This is a genomic window from Synechococcus sp. CC9311, from assembly GCF_000014585.1.
Classification (GTDB): Bacteria; Cyanobacteriota; Cyanobacteriia; order PCC-6307; family Cyanobiaceae; genus Synechococcus_C.
Map to the genome: position 1 here is coordinate 2005345 of NC_008319.1, position 14367 is coordinate 2019711.

Annotated in this window: 13 protein-coding genes; 9 read left to right on the top strand and 4 right to left on the bottom strand. The window is 50.4% G+C overall.

The genetic code is table 11. The features are described from left to right. Nucleotides 1-6: 6 nt before the first annotated feature. Nucleotides 7-1344: an aminopeptidase P N-terminal domain-containing protein gene (locus SYNC_RS10495; protein ID WP_011620199.1), complete on the bottom strand. Its 1338-nt coding sequence runs from the start codon at nucleotides 1342-1344 to the stop codon at nucleotides 7-9. A gap of 53 nt (nucleotides 1345-1397) precedes the next feature. Between SYNC_RS10495 and SYNC_RS10500 the strand changes: the two genes are divergently transcribed. From SYNC_RS10500 to SYNC_RS10525, 6 genes are all read left to right on the top strand, one after another. Then, the gene (locus SYNC_RS10500) at nucleotides 1398-2408 is read left to right on the top strand and encodes a CNNM domain-containing protein (RefSeq protein WP_011620200.1); all 1011 of its coding nucleotides are present in this window, start codon (nucleotides 1398-1400) and stop codon (nucleotides 2406-2408) included. Next, on the top strand, nucleotides 2408-3757 hold the full coding sequence (locus SYNC_RS10505; protein ID WP_011620201.1) for a GTP-binding protein: 1350 nt from the start codon (nucleotides 2408-2410) through the stop codon (nucleotides 3755-3757). Before SYNC_RS10500 ends, SYNC_RS10505 begins: the two co-directional genes overlap by 1 nt. Next, the gene (locus SYNC_RS10510) at nucleotides 3754-4332 is read left to right on the top strand and encodes a nicotinate-nucleotide adenylyltransferase (protein ID WP_011620202.1); all 579 of its coding nucleotides are present in this window, start codon (nucleotides 3754-3756) and stop codon (nucleotides 4330-4332) included. Before SYNC_RS10505 ends, SYNC_RS10510 begins: the two co-directional genes overlap by 4 nt. Nucleotides 4333-4338: 6 nt before the next feature. Further along, a complete protein-coding gene (locus SYNC_RS10515; protein WP_011620203.1) occupies nucleotides 4339-6060 on the top strand; it encodes an NAD+ synthase in 1722 nt (573 codons plus the stop codon). A gap of 70 nt (nucleotides 6061-6130) precedes the next feature. Further along, a complete protein-coding gene (ald, locus tag SYNC_RS10520) occupies nucleotides 6131-7270 on the top strand; it encodes an alanine dehydrogenase (RefSeq protein ID WP_041427092.1) in 1140 nt (379 codons plus the stop codon). Between the two features lie 165 nt (nucleotides 7271-7435). Then, the gene (locus SYNC_RS10525) at nucleotides 7436-8899 is read left to right on the top strand and encodes a SagB family peptide dehydrogenase (protein ID WP_011620205.1); all 1464 of its coding nucleotides are present in this window, start codon (nucleotides 7436-7438) and stop codon (nucleotides 8897-8899) included. A 599-nt stretch (nucleotides 8900-9498) separates the two neighbouring features. Here SYNC_RS10525 and SYNC_RS14770 read toward each other — a convergent pair. Beyond that, nucleotides 9499-9675, bottom strand: a complete 177-nt coding sequence (locus SYNC_RS14770) for a hypothetical protein (RefSeq protein WP_167897219.1) — start codon at nucleotides 9673-9675, stop codon at nucleotides 9499-9501. 198 nt (nucleotides 9676-9873) lie between these two features. On the opposite strand from SYNC_RS14770, the gene SYNC_RS10530 reads away from it, so the two are divergent. Further along, complete coding sequence (locus SYNC_RS10530) at nucleotides 9874-10065, top strand: hypothetical protein (RefSeq protein ID WP_011620207.1); 192 nt, start codon at nucleotides 9874-9876, stop codon at nucleotides 10063-10065. A 385-nt stretch (nucleotides 10066-10450) separates the two neighbouring features. On the opposite strand, the gene SYNC_RS13890 is transcribed toward SYNC_RS10530, so the two are convergent. Then, a complete protein-coding gene (locus tag SYNC_RS13890) occupies nucleotides 10451-10582 on the bottom strand; it encodes a photosystem II protein Y (RefSeq protein WP_011620208.1) in 132 nt (43 codons plus the stop codon). A 212-nt stretch (nucleotides 10583-10794) separates the two neighbouring features. Here SYNC_RS13890 and SYNC_RS14390 point away from each other — a divergent pair, with 212 nt between their 5' ends. Both SYNC_RS14390 and SYNC_RS14395 read left to right on the top strand, forming a co-directional pair. Beyond that, nucleotides 10795-11013, top strand: a complete 219-nt coding sequence (locus SYNC_RS14390; protein ID WP_148201897.1) for a hypothetical protein — start codon at nucleotides 10795-10797, stop codon at nucleotides 11011-11013. Between the two features lie 292 nt (nucleotides 11014-11305). Further along, entirely contained in the window at nucleotides 11306-11467 is a 162-nt protein-coding gene (locus SYNC_RS14395; RefSeq protein WP_167897221.1) for a hypothetical protein, read from the top strand. A 2071-nt stretch (nucleotides 11468-13538) separates the two neighbouring features. Here SYNC_RS14395 and SYNC_RS10545 read toward each other — a convergent pair. Further along, nucleotides 13539-13898, bottom strand: a complete 360-nt coding sequence (locus SYNC_RS10545) for a hypothetical protein (RefSeq protein ID WP_148201898.1) — start codon at nucleotides 13896-13898, stop codon at nucleotides 13539-13541. Nucleotides 13899-14367 lie beyond the last annotated feature (469 nt).

The following is a 14367-nucleotide window of genomic DNA, read 5'->3' on the forward strand; positions in this document are numbered from 1 at the left end:
ACGTTTTTATCGCTCCATCGAGGCAACCGACTTCAAGGCTGTTGCGGTTAAGACCTCGTAGCCATCCTTGAGAACGGCCACATCATCTTCAATGCGAATACCAATCCCTTTCCAGCATTCATCAATTTCAGGCTGACCATCCGGAACCGGTAGCCGGTCGCTGACATAGAGACCAGGTTCCACTGTGAGCACCATGCCTGGATCAAGCTCCACGTGATGCTCACCAAGCCTGTAGGCACCAACGTCATGCACGTCCAAACCAAGCCAGTGCCCGGTGCGGTGCATATAGAGATGGCGGTAGGCACCCTGCTCGATGATTCCATCAGCCTCACCAGCCAAGAGTCCGAGATCCAGCAGACCATCCACAAGTTGTCGTAAGGCGGTCTGATGCACCTCCTCCGCCGTTCCGCCAGGCCTGACGGTGGCAATGGCCGACTCCTGAGCACTCAGAACAAGCTCATAGAGAGCTCGCTGTTCACCGCTGAAGCGGCCATTCACAGGGAAAGTGCGGGTGATGTCACCGTTGTAGTAGTCACCGATTGAGCACCCGGCATCAATCAGCAACAGATCACCGTCTTTAAGCAAGTCTTGATTATCGATGTAATGCAGAACGCAAGCGTTATCACCTCCTGCAACGATTGAGCCATAGGCAGGCCCCCGTGCCCCTTGATCGAGAAAGTGGAACTCGATGAGGGCTTGCACCTGTCGCTCACTCATCCCTGGTTGGACTGCTGCACGCGCCAACTCATGAGCCTCGGCTGAGATGCGGCACGCCTCACGCATCCGATCGAGCTCCGCTGGATCTTTGCGCAAGCGAAGTTCATGCAAAACCGGACAGGGCGCCACCAGCCCAAGAGCCGCGGCTCCCCGTCTCGAGGCGCGATCCAATTGTTCAGCCCAAACCTCGAGCACTACGGCCTCAACCGCCGGGTGATGACCTGTGCGGAAGGCGATGCCCTCAGCATCTTTCAGGTACCCACGCAGATGTGTGGCCAATTCAGAGCGCGGATGAGCTATATCAGCGCCGAACTGATCCACAGCACCCTCCGTACCCCAACGCCGTCCCGTCCATACCTCGGCTCCGGGCTCACGAGGATTCACAAACAACACGTAGCGCTCACCTTCAGGACGATGCGGCAAAAACAGGGCGACGGCATCCGGCTCATCAAACCCTGTGAGGTACCAAAAGTCGCTGTTCTGACGAAAGGGCCACTCACAGTCGGCATGGTGAGTCACCAGGGTTGCCGCTGGAATTACAGCAGCCGCACCGCCAAGATGGGCCATGAACCGCTGACGCCGCTCGGCGTAACCCTGAGCATCAATTGGGAGCGAACTATGAACCACGACGGAGACAGTGCACCAGGTAAACGTCAGGATGGCAGGCAAAGCACCCAGGCATGACTCACGACCTGCTGATCCTGATTCTGCTGGTAGTCGTGGTCCTCACAGGATCCGCCTTGTGTTCTGGTGTTGAGGCGGCTCTGCTCTCCGTTAACCCCGTTCGCGTTCTCGAACTCGCGGGTCGATCCAAACCGATTGCCGGTGCGCGGCGATTAGCCCAGCTCCGTCAGCGACTCGGTCGAACCCTGTCGGTGCTGGTGATTGCGAATAACGGCTTCAATATTTTCGGCAGTTTGATGCTCGGTGGCTACGCCGCTTGGCTGTTCGAAGACATGGGCATCAGCGCAGTGGCTCTACCCCTGTTCTCCATTGGTCTCACCGTGCTGGTGATTCTTTTGGGGGAGATCCTGCCCAAGGCGATCGGCACCCGACTGGCGCTGCCTGTCTCACTCGCTAGTGCACCGGTCTTGCACCTGCTTGGCGTTCTGATGCGTCCGCTTGTCCTTCTGCTGGAGAGGCTGCTGCCGGCCATTACCCAGGAAAGCGAACTCAATACTGACGAAGAGGAGATACGACTGCTGGCACGGATGGGATCCCAAACCGGCCAAATCGAAGCTGATGAAGCGGCGATGATCGCCAAGGTGTTTCAGCTCAACGACCTCACGGCGAGGGATTTGATGACACCAAGGGTTGCTGCTCCGAGCTTGGACGGAGCGAGCACGTTGATGCAGCTGAGGTCCGCCCTGCTCGAGAATGAGGCCCAATGGTGGGTGGTCCTGGGTGATGCCGTGGACAAGGTTCTGGGGGTTGCAAGTCGGGATCGATTGCTGGCGGCACTCGTCCAAAACCAAGGTCAACTCACCCCGGCAGATCTCAGTGAACCCGTCGAATTTGTGCCTGAAATGATTCGCGCCGATCGACTGCTGACAGCCTTCCGCCGCGACAACAGCGGGGTGAGAGTTGTAGTGGATGAATTCGGAGGATTTGTTGGGGTCATTGGCCCTGATGCGGTTCTGGCCGTGCTCGCAGGCTGGTGGCGCAAATCAGCGGGAGCGAATGGGTCGTGATGACGGCGTCCTCGCCTACATCCACAACGGAGCGGTGCCTGTCACTGCTGCAAACCTGGCGATCTCAGCTCCAGCTCAATCGACGGGAGCAAACCGTGTTGGCGGGTTCGCTCAGGAGCTTGGATCTGCAATTGGACCGCCTGTCGAATCGCAACCTGCGCGTCGCAGTCTTCGGCCGAGTAGGGGTAGGCAAATCAAGCCTCGTCAATGCGTTGATCGGCCAAGAACTACTGGCCACTGATGTCGCCCACGGCTGCACCCGACAACAACAGGCGTTGCCTTGGGCGATCTCCATTTCTGGTCTCAACACGATCGAACTTGTCGACACACCAGGAATCGATGAGGTTGCAGCAGCGGCGCGAGCGCGTCTGGCGGCGCGAGTAGCTCTGCAGTCCGATCTTGTGCTTCTCGTGTTGGATGCCGACATCAGCAGGGTTGAGCTCGATGCCTTGGAGACATTAATGAACAGTGGCAAACCAGTGCTTCCCGTGCTGAACCGAAGTGATTGTTGTCCTCCAGAGCAACTCGCCAGCCTCCGGCAAAGCATCAGCCAAAGGATCAAGGAGCGGTGTCAGCGCAACCATGCCGCACGGATTCCTCAACCGATTGCCGTTTCAGCCGCCCCTCGCAAAGCCATCCAACGGTCCGACGGCCGAATTCGGAGCGAACGCCAACCAGCTGTCGTGAGCCCGCTAAGCGCTTCTGTCATCCATCTGCTGCAAGAGCAAGGCCAAGCCCTCTTGGCCTTGAATGCGCTCCGCCAAGCCGAACGGCTCCAACAACAACTGGAACTCGGTCGACTGGAGCGCCGACGTCAAGATGCACAAGGCCTCATCGGCCGCTACGCAGCGCTGAAGGCCACAGGGGTTGCGGCCAATCCTCTCGTGTTAATCGATCTGGCTGGAGGCATGGCCTGCGATACCGCCCTAGTGGTGCAGCTCTGCAAGCTCTATGAACTGCCGATGGGAGGCCCAGCGGCACGGCGGCTGATGCAACGGCTCTCCGGGCATAACGCCCTGTTGGGAGGCGTCCAACTGGGGCTTCAGCTCGCTTTAGCTGGAGTCAGGCAACTTTTGCTGATCGCCGCCCCCTTCTCCGGGGGCTTAAGCCTGGGTCCAGCCGCCCCAGTCGCCGTCGCCCAGGCGGCTCTCGCAGTGCACACCACACGCAGAACTGGAAGGCTCACCGCTCGCTGGCTGGTCGATCAACGTGGTCGAGGACGACGGGGCAATCCAGCACCGACAACCCTCATGCGGCGCCTTGTTCACAGCGATACCAACATGCAACGCCTGCTTGCAGAGTGGCCACAGCCACCCATTCGGCCCCGGCGCGACGGGATCTTGCCATGACCGCAACCATCGCCCTGCTCGGCACCAGTGCCGATCCACCAACGCTCGGGCATCAGGCCCTTCTTGAAGGCCTTTTGGATCACTTTCAACGCGTCGCCACCTGGGCAAGCGACAACCCATTAAAACGCCACGATGCCAGCCTGGATCTCCGTAGCGAGCTGCTCCAGGCCTTGGTCATGGCCATCGATAACCCACGGATCAGCATCGACCAAACACTCAGCAGCCCGTACACCATCACCACGCTTGAACGAGCAGCACATCGATGGCCTCAGCACGAGCTCTGCTTTGTTGTGGGCAGTGATCTGGCCGTTCAGATCCCCCAGTGGAGGTCAAGCGAGCTCTGGCTCAAGCGCTGCCGGCTGGGGGTGGTGCCGCGAAAGGGGTGGCCGCTGGAACCCGAACACCTCGAACAACTCCGCCGTCTCGGCGCAGAGATCACCGTGCTGCCCTTGCAGATTCCGGCAACAGCAAGCTCAAGCATTCGTCACACGAGCGCTGCAGATCAGATCCCAAAACCGCTCTGGCCCCTCCTCTTGCAGCACAATCTTTATGGACTCCAAGACGCACCTTCCTGAATTGCCATGCGCATCGCCCTGGCCCAGACCAATCCTCTGGTAGGAGATCTGTCTAGGAACGCCAAGCGGCTGGTAGAGGCTTGTCTCGAAATCAGCGATCAGGCGCACAACACACCTCCTGCGTTGGTGGTGAGCCCAGAACTTTCCCTTTGGGGCTACCCCCCTCGAGACTTGCTGTTGAGTCCTGCACATCTCCAACAGCAGAGCGAGGCCCTCAATCAGCTGCAGCAGGGCCTAAGCCATGCCCTGCCGCAGACTGCCCTGCTGGTGGGGGTGGTGGAGCCTGCACCAGACCAGCAACACCCCCGACTCTTCAATGCGGCGGCTCTCGTGGAGGCAAACGGTTGGCGCGTCGTAGCTCGCAAACAACTCCTCCCCACCTATGACGTCTTTGATGAATCGCGGTATTTCAGACCTGCCAACCAAGCCAGTGTTCTGAGCTTTAAAGCTGAAGGACAGGATTGGCGCCTAGGGCTCACCATCTGCGAAGACCTATGGGTTGAGGACGCGCTTCAAGCACAACGCTTGGTGGGACCGGACCCAATCGCCAATCTCATCCCAGAGCAAGTGGATGTGTTGCTGAACCTCTCCGCGTCCCCCTTCGGCAGAACCAAAGCATCGATTCGGCATCAGCTCGCCGCCCGCGCCGCCCAACGTCTTGATTGCCCAGTGGTTTATGTGAACCAGGTGGGCGGCAACGATGAATTGGTGTTCGATGGCGGCAGTTTTGTCATGGCAGCCAACGGTGAGGTGGAGTTGCAACTTCCAACCTGCCGCGAAGCCATCGCCTGCTGGGACAGCACCTACAGGAGTTCTGCCGCAACGGTGGGCACGACATACCCCTCGGAAGGCGCAGATCTTGAGCAACTGTTCCAGGCCCTTGTGCTCGGCGTGCGCGACTACGTTTCTAAATGCGGTTTTCAACGCGCCCTGCTGGGGCTTAGTGGCGGAATCGACTCAGCACTTGTCGCTGTGATTGCAGCAGCGGCGCTCGGAGCAGACCGCGTGCAGGCATTGCTGATGCCCTCTCCCTGGAGCTCCATTGGGTCAATTGATGATGCAGAGGCGCTTGCAAAACGCTTGAGAATATCTACCTCAACTTTGCCAATACAAGACTTGATGCAGGGCTTTGAGGCCACCCTCACCCCGGCATTAGAGCAAGCACCGTCAGGCGTTACGGCGGAAAATCTGCAATCGCGCATTCGAGGAACCTTGCTCATGGCCGTTGCTAACCAGCAAGGGCAGCTGTTGCTGTCCACGGGCAACAAATCAGAACTTGCGGTGGGGTACTGCACCCTTTACGGCGATATGAATGGCGGGTTGGCGGTGATCGGCGATCTCTACAAGTCAACGGTGTTTTCTCTCTGCCGCTGGTTAGACAGCCCTGATTCCAAGACGTCCCGAAAAGCGCTGGGACTGCCAGTGCACAACGACTTGATCGGACTGGAGATCTTGAATAAACCTCCTAGTGCAGAGCTACGTCCTAACCAACAGGACAGTGACTCCCTTCCCGACTACTCCACTCTCGATCCACTTCTGAAGGATCTGATTGAAAAGCACAGCTCTGGCACTCAATTGATCGCAGCTGGTCATGACCCGGCTGACGTGCAACGGATTGAACAACTCTTTCGTCGCGCGGAATTCAAACGTCGCCAAGCCCCTCCTGTTTTGAAAGTGAGTCGACAGGCCTTTGGAACCGGTTGGAGGCTCCCGATCGCCTCCCGCTGATTTCAAGACGCATAGACCAGTGGCCAATCCGGCTAAGCAGGGTCAGATTGAAGGATCGTCTTCGGCAGCCATGGCTCAATCCGTACTGACGGCTCCGATGGCCACCATTGGAGTCCCCACAGAAATCAAGGTTGATGAGCAACGCGTCGCGCTGACACCGGATGCCGTTAAAGAGCTCGTAACCCATGGACTGGAGGTGCGGATCCAGAGCGGTGCGGGCTCCGGCGCAGGAATTGATGACGAGGCCTTCGCCGCTGCAGGCGCACAGATCGTGGATCAAGAACAAGCGTGGGGCGCTCATTTAGTCGTGAAGGTGAAGGAGCCGCAGCCTGAAGAATTCCGCTTTTTGCGGAATGACATGGTGCTGTTGACCTACCTGCACTTGGCGGCTTACCCAGAGGTGGGAGAAGCCCTTCTCGCGGCAGGTACTACGGGCGTTGCCTACGAAACAGTGCAACTGGAAAACGGAACCCTGCCACTGCTGGCGCCCATGAGCGAAATCGCTGGCAGGCTTGCAGCGCAGGTGGGGGCTCGATTACTCGAACGCCCGCAAGGTGGCAGAGGTGTCTTAATTGGAGGCTGTACTGGTGTGCAACCAGCGCGCGTGGTGGTTCTTGGTGCAGGAACCGTGGGGTGGAACGCAGCACGGCTCGTCGCTGCCATGGATGCAGAAGTGATGCTTCTGGATCGCTCCCCCGAACGATTACGCAGCCTGGAGGCCTATCGGAGCGGACGCCTGATGAGCGTGGTGAGCAGCCGTGGTCTTCTCGAAAGACTGATCCCCACCGCTGATCTGCTGATTGGCGCCGTTTTGACCCCGGGTGGCAGGGCACCAACGCTGGTGGATGAAGCCATGGTGAAAGGGATGAAACCAGGCTCAGCGATCGTTGATGTGGCTATCGATCAAGGCGGATGCATCGCCACCAGCCGTGAAACAACGCATACCAACCCAACCGTGACCATTCACGGTGTTCAGCATTACGCCGTAGGCAACATGCCCGGAGCCGTGCCGTTCACCTCCACCGAAGCCCTCGTGAGCGTGACCTTGCCTTACATCGTTGGCATCGCAGGGCGAGGCTTAGAGGAAGCAGTCACAGAACGCCCTGAATTGCTTTCGGGACTTAATACGGTGCAGGGGTCTGTTTGTCATCCAGGCGTTGCCAAAGCACTGGATGTGCCACCTCGTCATCCCATGGCCTGCTTGCGCTGATCAAGATTGCCTTTTAATGTCCAAAATCATTTAGTCAACGAAGTATGCAAATCATGGATTAGAAAAATCCCAAACCAATAATTTCTACCAACTAAACGACAGCGTTCAGCATCCAAGACACAACTCCACCCAAAAGTCTCAAATCAAGGTCAAAAGGTCAACGGAATGCCGAGATACTTATTTCGCAAAGGGATAGACATCAACATTGACAATAATGACATCATTATCACGACCCCTTATGCCACACGATCCAATCCCGATCGTCAAACGTTGCTCCTCAAAGACGCAAAAGAATCCCTAAAAAAACTTCTCAAAGAGCTTTCACAAGAAGGAATTGAGAGCAATCGATACCGAGAAACACCTAACAAGACAGGATCCGCCACTCCAAATTTGGAGCATGGCATGCAGCTCAAGATGCTCTACAAAAAAGGCTTGTTGATTCACGAAATCAGTGGGTGCAATGGCGTTGCCATGCGGCTACTACCGACCAATCCCGGGCTCAAGCAACAAACCTGCCCAGAGGAGGGAAGAGAATTCAAACTTTCACAATTTACGAGCATTCAGCCCTGCCTTAACGGCCTTAATATCACATCTCCTTTAGCACCAACAACATTACGCCTACAAGATCATCGGCTCTACCCACTCATCCAGAGGCTCGTATCACCCTGCACGCTAGGAAGCATTAACCCGCTCTTACCAGAAGACCTACGCGTTCAATATCAAGACATCATTTCGCTATTTCTCTCATCGGGCGTGGTTGGAATCTGCAACTCTGAGCACAATGCAGAGATCGACCAAGAAGCCATAAGTGCTGGCTGGAGCAGTCAAGACCTGAACTTTCACAACCATACGCGTCGCCATACAATTGATCTACACCAAGAAGAGTTATTGCCAAAAGTAATCAAAAAGGAATCCCCACCAGCCAGAAATCAAAGAATCGTACTGAGCACAATATCACTACCGCAACCATCGATCGACAATCAAAGCTCAAACTTCTATCAAATAATTCGAAAAAGGAAAACAATTCGCACCTATACTTCACATCCAATTTCAATCAAAGCATTAGGGAATCTGCTCTGGCATTCGATGCATACCCGAGAAGAAATCCTCTGCGATCCGGCATTACCTCGATCCTACGAAGGCTTGCTGAGGCCTGTCGCAAGTGCTGGTGGACTCCATTCGATCGAGCTTTATCTGTGTATTAAACAGTGCATCGGAGTTAGCCCAGGTTTTTATCATTACGACTCTTTTGATCATTGCCTAGGGAAGATAAGTGATCTCAGCAAACCCTGCCAAAACATGCTTGAGATGGCTGTCAATACAACATGCCGAGCACCGCAGGCAGATTCGATATCACCTAGCCAAGGCAAGCAACCTGACGTACTAATCGTGATGGCTACACGCTACGAAAGGAATGCAAGTCTTCATTCTGAGACCGGACTTGCCTATTCCTTAATCCTGAAAGATGCAGGATCAATTTACCAACAACTGTATCTTGTCGCTACAGCTCTTGGGCTCGCACCATGCGGGTTAAGCTTTGGAAGCAGTGAATTATTTGAACAGGCTTCCGGAATACCTAGCAAGATCGAATGCTCCGTTGGAGAGTTCATGATTGGGAATCCCAGTTAAGGTTCACCATGTAATAAATAGGCACAGGATTTGCCAGCAAAATAGGCTGTATCTAAGAACTCCAGCGCTGCTTGCACCACTCATAGCCACCACTGAAGAGGGAAACCAATCATCGATTGGCGATTTGTTAGAGCATGCCGCGCGCAGAAGCACACAAAGCCTGCTGACTACCAATTAAGAGCCCCAAAGGAAGAAACTCACACCGGTGCAAGCAATTAGCAATGCACTCTGACCAACTGAGCATATGAGGCAGAGTTAAAAGGATAAACATGGTCAATTTCGCTCACAGCCATAATCCAACCATGATCGATAAAGAAAGGCGTTAAAACCATAAATCGTCCTACCTACAATAAGCCGATCTCCACTTAAGAGGTTAACTCTACAAGGAAGTGGAAAGCCAAAAACAGAAAAATTGCTATCGCCGGCACATCAAATTGATGGAATGACAACCCAAAAGCCAACAAATAAAGAATTCAAGATAAAAACGTAGGTCGACAAAAATCAAGAGCACTCTTTGCGCCAACTCTGCGAAAGCCTCTTAACGTCTTAGCACTATTAAAGGCTTAACCTATAACTTTATAAATCGACCTAATCCTTCATCACTTCACTTTATTCCTTCTACCTGGCTCAGGAATATCCTCTTCAAACATGGAAATCGCACCAAGCAAAAGAGCCATACACGTTGTCAACATAAAGACCCATGTGCCAATGACCAAAACTTGATTATCTCCATAAGCTAGTTCAGCAGGCCAGGCCTCAAGAAATAGAAGAACCATGAGAAATAGATGGATCAATACTTCTCCAGCATGAAGGGTTAGGCTTCCAAAACTATTAAACTATACAACATTCAAAAGTAGCAGATGACAGCAAATTGAGTGATAACCTTATACCTACCAACCAATGCATGCCAACAACACTTACAATCAATCCAATTACAGATCGGACCAAAAAGCCCTCAAATCACCTGACATAGCTTGACCATGCCTCCCTATCAAATCTTTCAATGCGATGTAGAAGATGAAAAAATCTATGGCAATTACGAAACACTTGAACTAGCAAAGATGGCTTGGGCTGACATAATTGCAAGAAAGAATGAGATGAGCGTGATAGCAATGGAACTCGTTGATGATGAGCTAGAAGTACTAGAAACATTTTACTTCTACTAAAACTCTATTCGCTTCTAACTGCAAATGACCAACAAACTGATTAATATCCATTCACCTCTTCTCCAACGCAGTGGAGAAGAGGTGAACTACTATTTAACAGTACCCCAAAGAATCATAGATAGAAAGTAGCAACCTCATCAACAACTTCACGAAGACAGCAAAGACAGGAGGATGGTGCTAAATCTATGAATCAAAGTTCTAACGGGATGCAAACCAGAAAGCATACTCTACCAATGAGCAAGAGGAAAAACATATTAAAACTTTTTCGACCAACATTGAAGAATATTCAAACACTTGAGCTCATCATTGAAAAAGCTCAGATATCTACATCGAAATTCCAACGTATAAAATGCCATGAAAGGCTTGGCGAAGCCAAGAAAACAATTCAGGATTGGTTTTTCTTGAAATTCTTGATAGCCAGCTGAAGCTGACCCAATGCTGCACGCCCTATATTAAAGACAGCCCATGATATAGCTAGCACAATAGGTGTAAAAACAGCAATTATTCGCCAATCCATAGCCTTTAGATGCCTAACACTAATATTTTACATACCACCACCAAGATAATTAAAGCCTTTCTTACAGCAGAGTGGATCAATTAGCAGGAAAGACAGTGTATTAGTTGCGTCTTACATGAAACGCCTGTTTGTCATATAAAATGCACGGAGAGAATTTTTTGTTAGCCTTAGATGGCATTCATACGCTTTGATGGAGGAGATTGGAGGAGTTTATGGTTACACCAAACTGGTATTATTTTGCAACAGCTCCTCTTGATAGCGGCACGACTCGATTTAGGACCAAAACAGAAAGAGCATTACATGCTCGTGTCATTGCATGCGAAATGAACTGGAAAGATTATCAAACATCCAATTTTCTAGACGAATGGATCACTGCTAAAAATGATTTGGAAATATATCAAAACTCACTTCTCCTCAGCCACAATAGTTAACAAAGAGGATTCTGCTGAAATTCGACGCAAGAACCGAAAACAAGCACAATCTTAAAGGCTAAATATCTCAATAGGGGTTAGGCAACGATATGTATAATCACGCCCACCACCCATGAAGTGATGTGGAACGGGAGTTGCAATTGAATTACATACAGATGAATCAGATGACATAGCAAAAATGAAGCGGCAAAAGATAGAGTCTTAGAGCCTCTATCTTTCTAACTTGGCTATTTACTCCTGGGCACTAAGATTTCCCACCGTTTATCACATCACTGTAAGAGCACCCTCTGGCTTGGGTCCAAATGAAGTATTAGAAAAAATCAAAAGTGGAGAAATTGAGTTCGAAGCCGAGAGCTATGACAGTTTTACTCCTGGGGATTTCATGAAAACATGTTATTCAGAAGAAAATAAAGAACTAGTAATGAAAATGGAAGAAGAAGAGGAAGAGCAGTAAAATTATTTCTAGTTCATTTGCAGAATTATGAGTCTGCCTGAATCCAATCATTCATGACATAAGATCCATACTCTTGATTCTAACCAAGAAATACCAATCCATTAAGATGCTGAGCCAAAGCAAAGATAATCAAATAGAGGACAAGTCTTACGAACTGTTTTAGCAAACGATGGGAAAGATAGAAAGATTTGAGCCGTATTTTGTCTATCTACTATCGGCCGCTAAGAATGTTGAAGATCCAATTCATCAATGGCATAAAAAACCATTAAATACATTTTCCAAGATAGACATATGAAGCGAGAAAATCTGTGGCTGTACATAGAAATGAAAATTTTGTTTCTTCTAATGGCTGCGAAACGATGAACTTAGTGAAGAGCTTAACCAAGACGCCGCTGACGTTTATGGCATTACTGGGGTATTAGAGCATATGCAAAGTAGAACCTGACCTACCTAACTTATGCTCGTGAAGATAAACCGTACCCCCTCCACTACATCCATCACCACTCCAGCGAGGAATTGCTGACAACTTTAATAGTCTGCATTGCTCTGCTCACCTGAGAATCATCAAAGACCCTGACCCAGCGATCAAGCTGAAGCGCGCCAGCGCTAACAGTTGATTGGGACCAACAGCTTTTGACAATATCTGCTCAGTTGTTAGTCCAAAGGCTAGGACGAAAGATCCGAGAGTATTCATCAGTAAGACTGGTTTCAGACGTCACCAGATCACTAGAGAAGTCTTCGCTAAAAGCTTGCCGAGTTGAGTTTGTGCCAAATCACATCTATTCGAGAACGATCAAGCGAATTGCATTGGCTACCCCCGCTAATAACAAGTGAACAATGAAAATGTTCGTGTCGCTCGGACTATTGGCTATGAGCTGGTTTTAATGGAAGAAGGCACCGGTTGGTCAACACGGTGGCGCATGAACTAAGTCGCTCCTGGACAGGGCGACTTTTTTTGTGCGTTTAGAAATCAGCACTTGTTGTAATCCGCAAGGCTGTTGCTTGCATTTCATCATGAAAACAACAGGTGGATTAGCCCCATTGACAAGACTGAAGCCAATATCACTGACGCCCAGCCCAGATCCAGAGGACTACACTTTTGAAAACTGGCAAACATTGACACAAGAGAAGTGAGCAGTGAAAAGTCCAGTGAGTATATAGGCAGAATATGACGTATACGAGTTGCAGTAAAGAACATTACTTATACTGCTGTTGTTGACCGTGATTAAAACCAATTTCATCTGGAGCTGATTTCAATTAATACTAAGATTTAAGCCTAGAGAACTCCAAATTCGTTGATTGCAATGTCGCCTTGCTGATGAAAACTTACAGCAAAAAACGGCTATCATTATCCACATGGCCATGTAGCCAAAGACAGGCTTATAAGCAGTCGCCAGTATCATGAAAGGGCAGGATGCTTCATAAGCTGGGAAGCCAATCAAAAACTTAAGTGCAAAAACTTATAATTTCAATATCGGTATATGCAGGCATTTGCAGTTTAGCCATTTACGCGGCGACTAGGGAATACGACCAAAAGCAGCCTATAGGGCTTCTTTTAGTAGGGATGGTATTCATTCCAGCAATAATAACTATTGTCGGAGGACTGCCTTTAGATTTCATGAAAAAAGAAAAACTGGGCGAGACCACAATTAAGGATAATAACCTTTCTTAGTTCCGGTCCAATCATGGAAAAACTCAAGCACATAGTCGACAATCCACAAGACTCCAAGCGAATCATTAAGGCTAAAGTACATCCCCGATCGTCAAGTCAAGACTTCACACTACGCTTAGAAGATCGACCTTGGATTTACAGCTAACTCGCTCATGATTGTCACTTACCAGACATCTGATAAACACACTTTTTCATTTTAGTGGTGATTTTGCTGAACAGGGGTAACCGATCCCACCTCCTAGCTCAAGGAAGCCTAGAAATATTTGGGTAACTCCGAATACATTCTTCACTTAACTATTGTGGAAGGCGATGCATTGGGAGTTTGAGAATCGGAAACGCCCCAATCCCTGATGTGATTAATGCACAGTGGTAGTGATGCATTGATCAAAAAGAAGCTATTTAGTTGGTCCCTGATGGCCGTTGAGCTCTGTAATCATCGGCCACGACATCTAGCAATCCGAGTATGTACTTGTCAGAAGCTTTTATCTTTAACTGTAGGTTTAACACAGTAGACCTTATAGCCTCAATAGCATCATTGATGTCTCCTTCAAGCTCGTCTTTTGATGGTGTCCACTCATCGAGGCCTAAACTTGTGTCGCTAGAGATTATTTCAAAAATGCCAATCGAACTGCTTGCATTCACTTGAGGATGATTACGTCTTTTAATTGGCTTCATTGGAGGATCAAAACTAATTAAATTTTCCTTGAGTCTCGGATTCCATCTATGACAAAAAACAGATAAGCGCGTAAAGGCAGTCACAACTCCATGTCAAGAAAGGAAGACCCATCCCATCGGCAGAGTTGCTGAACCTCTATTAGGGAGTGTGGCCTAGTCTTAACCGCTCACACTGTGTCAGTTCTTGCCAACACTTGGCTATCTATCACAAACTTTCTATATTGATTAGTCTAACCAACTCCTTAAAAAGAAGTGACTTAAATAGCCCGCGAAGAAGGCTTAGTGGCACTAGCTTTGTAGTCTGACCCAAAAACTTCCTATTCATTAGGAAGGCTGAATACTACATGTCAAAGAAATGAGAGGAACGGCCTCACTTTCTTAAGCATTACGTCCATAAGTCACACCTATTGAGAACATTTCAAGCCAAACAAGCCTGCTACAGGAGAAAGATAGAAAGGTCACTCTTTGGACGGGGTCAACACTCAGTCTGGAGAAATGGTGCTTCACAGAGAGTAAATTCAAACACGCCTAAACGAATTCATTCTTAGCGAAC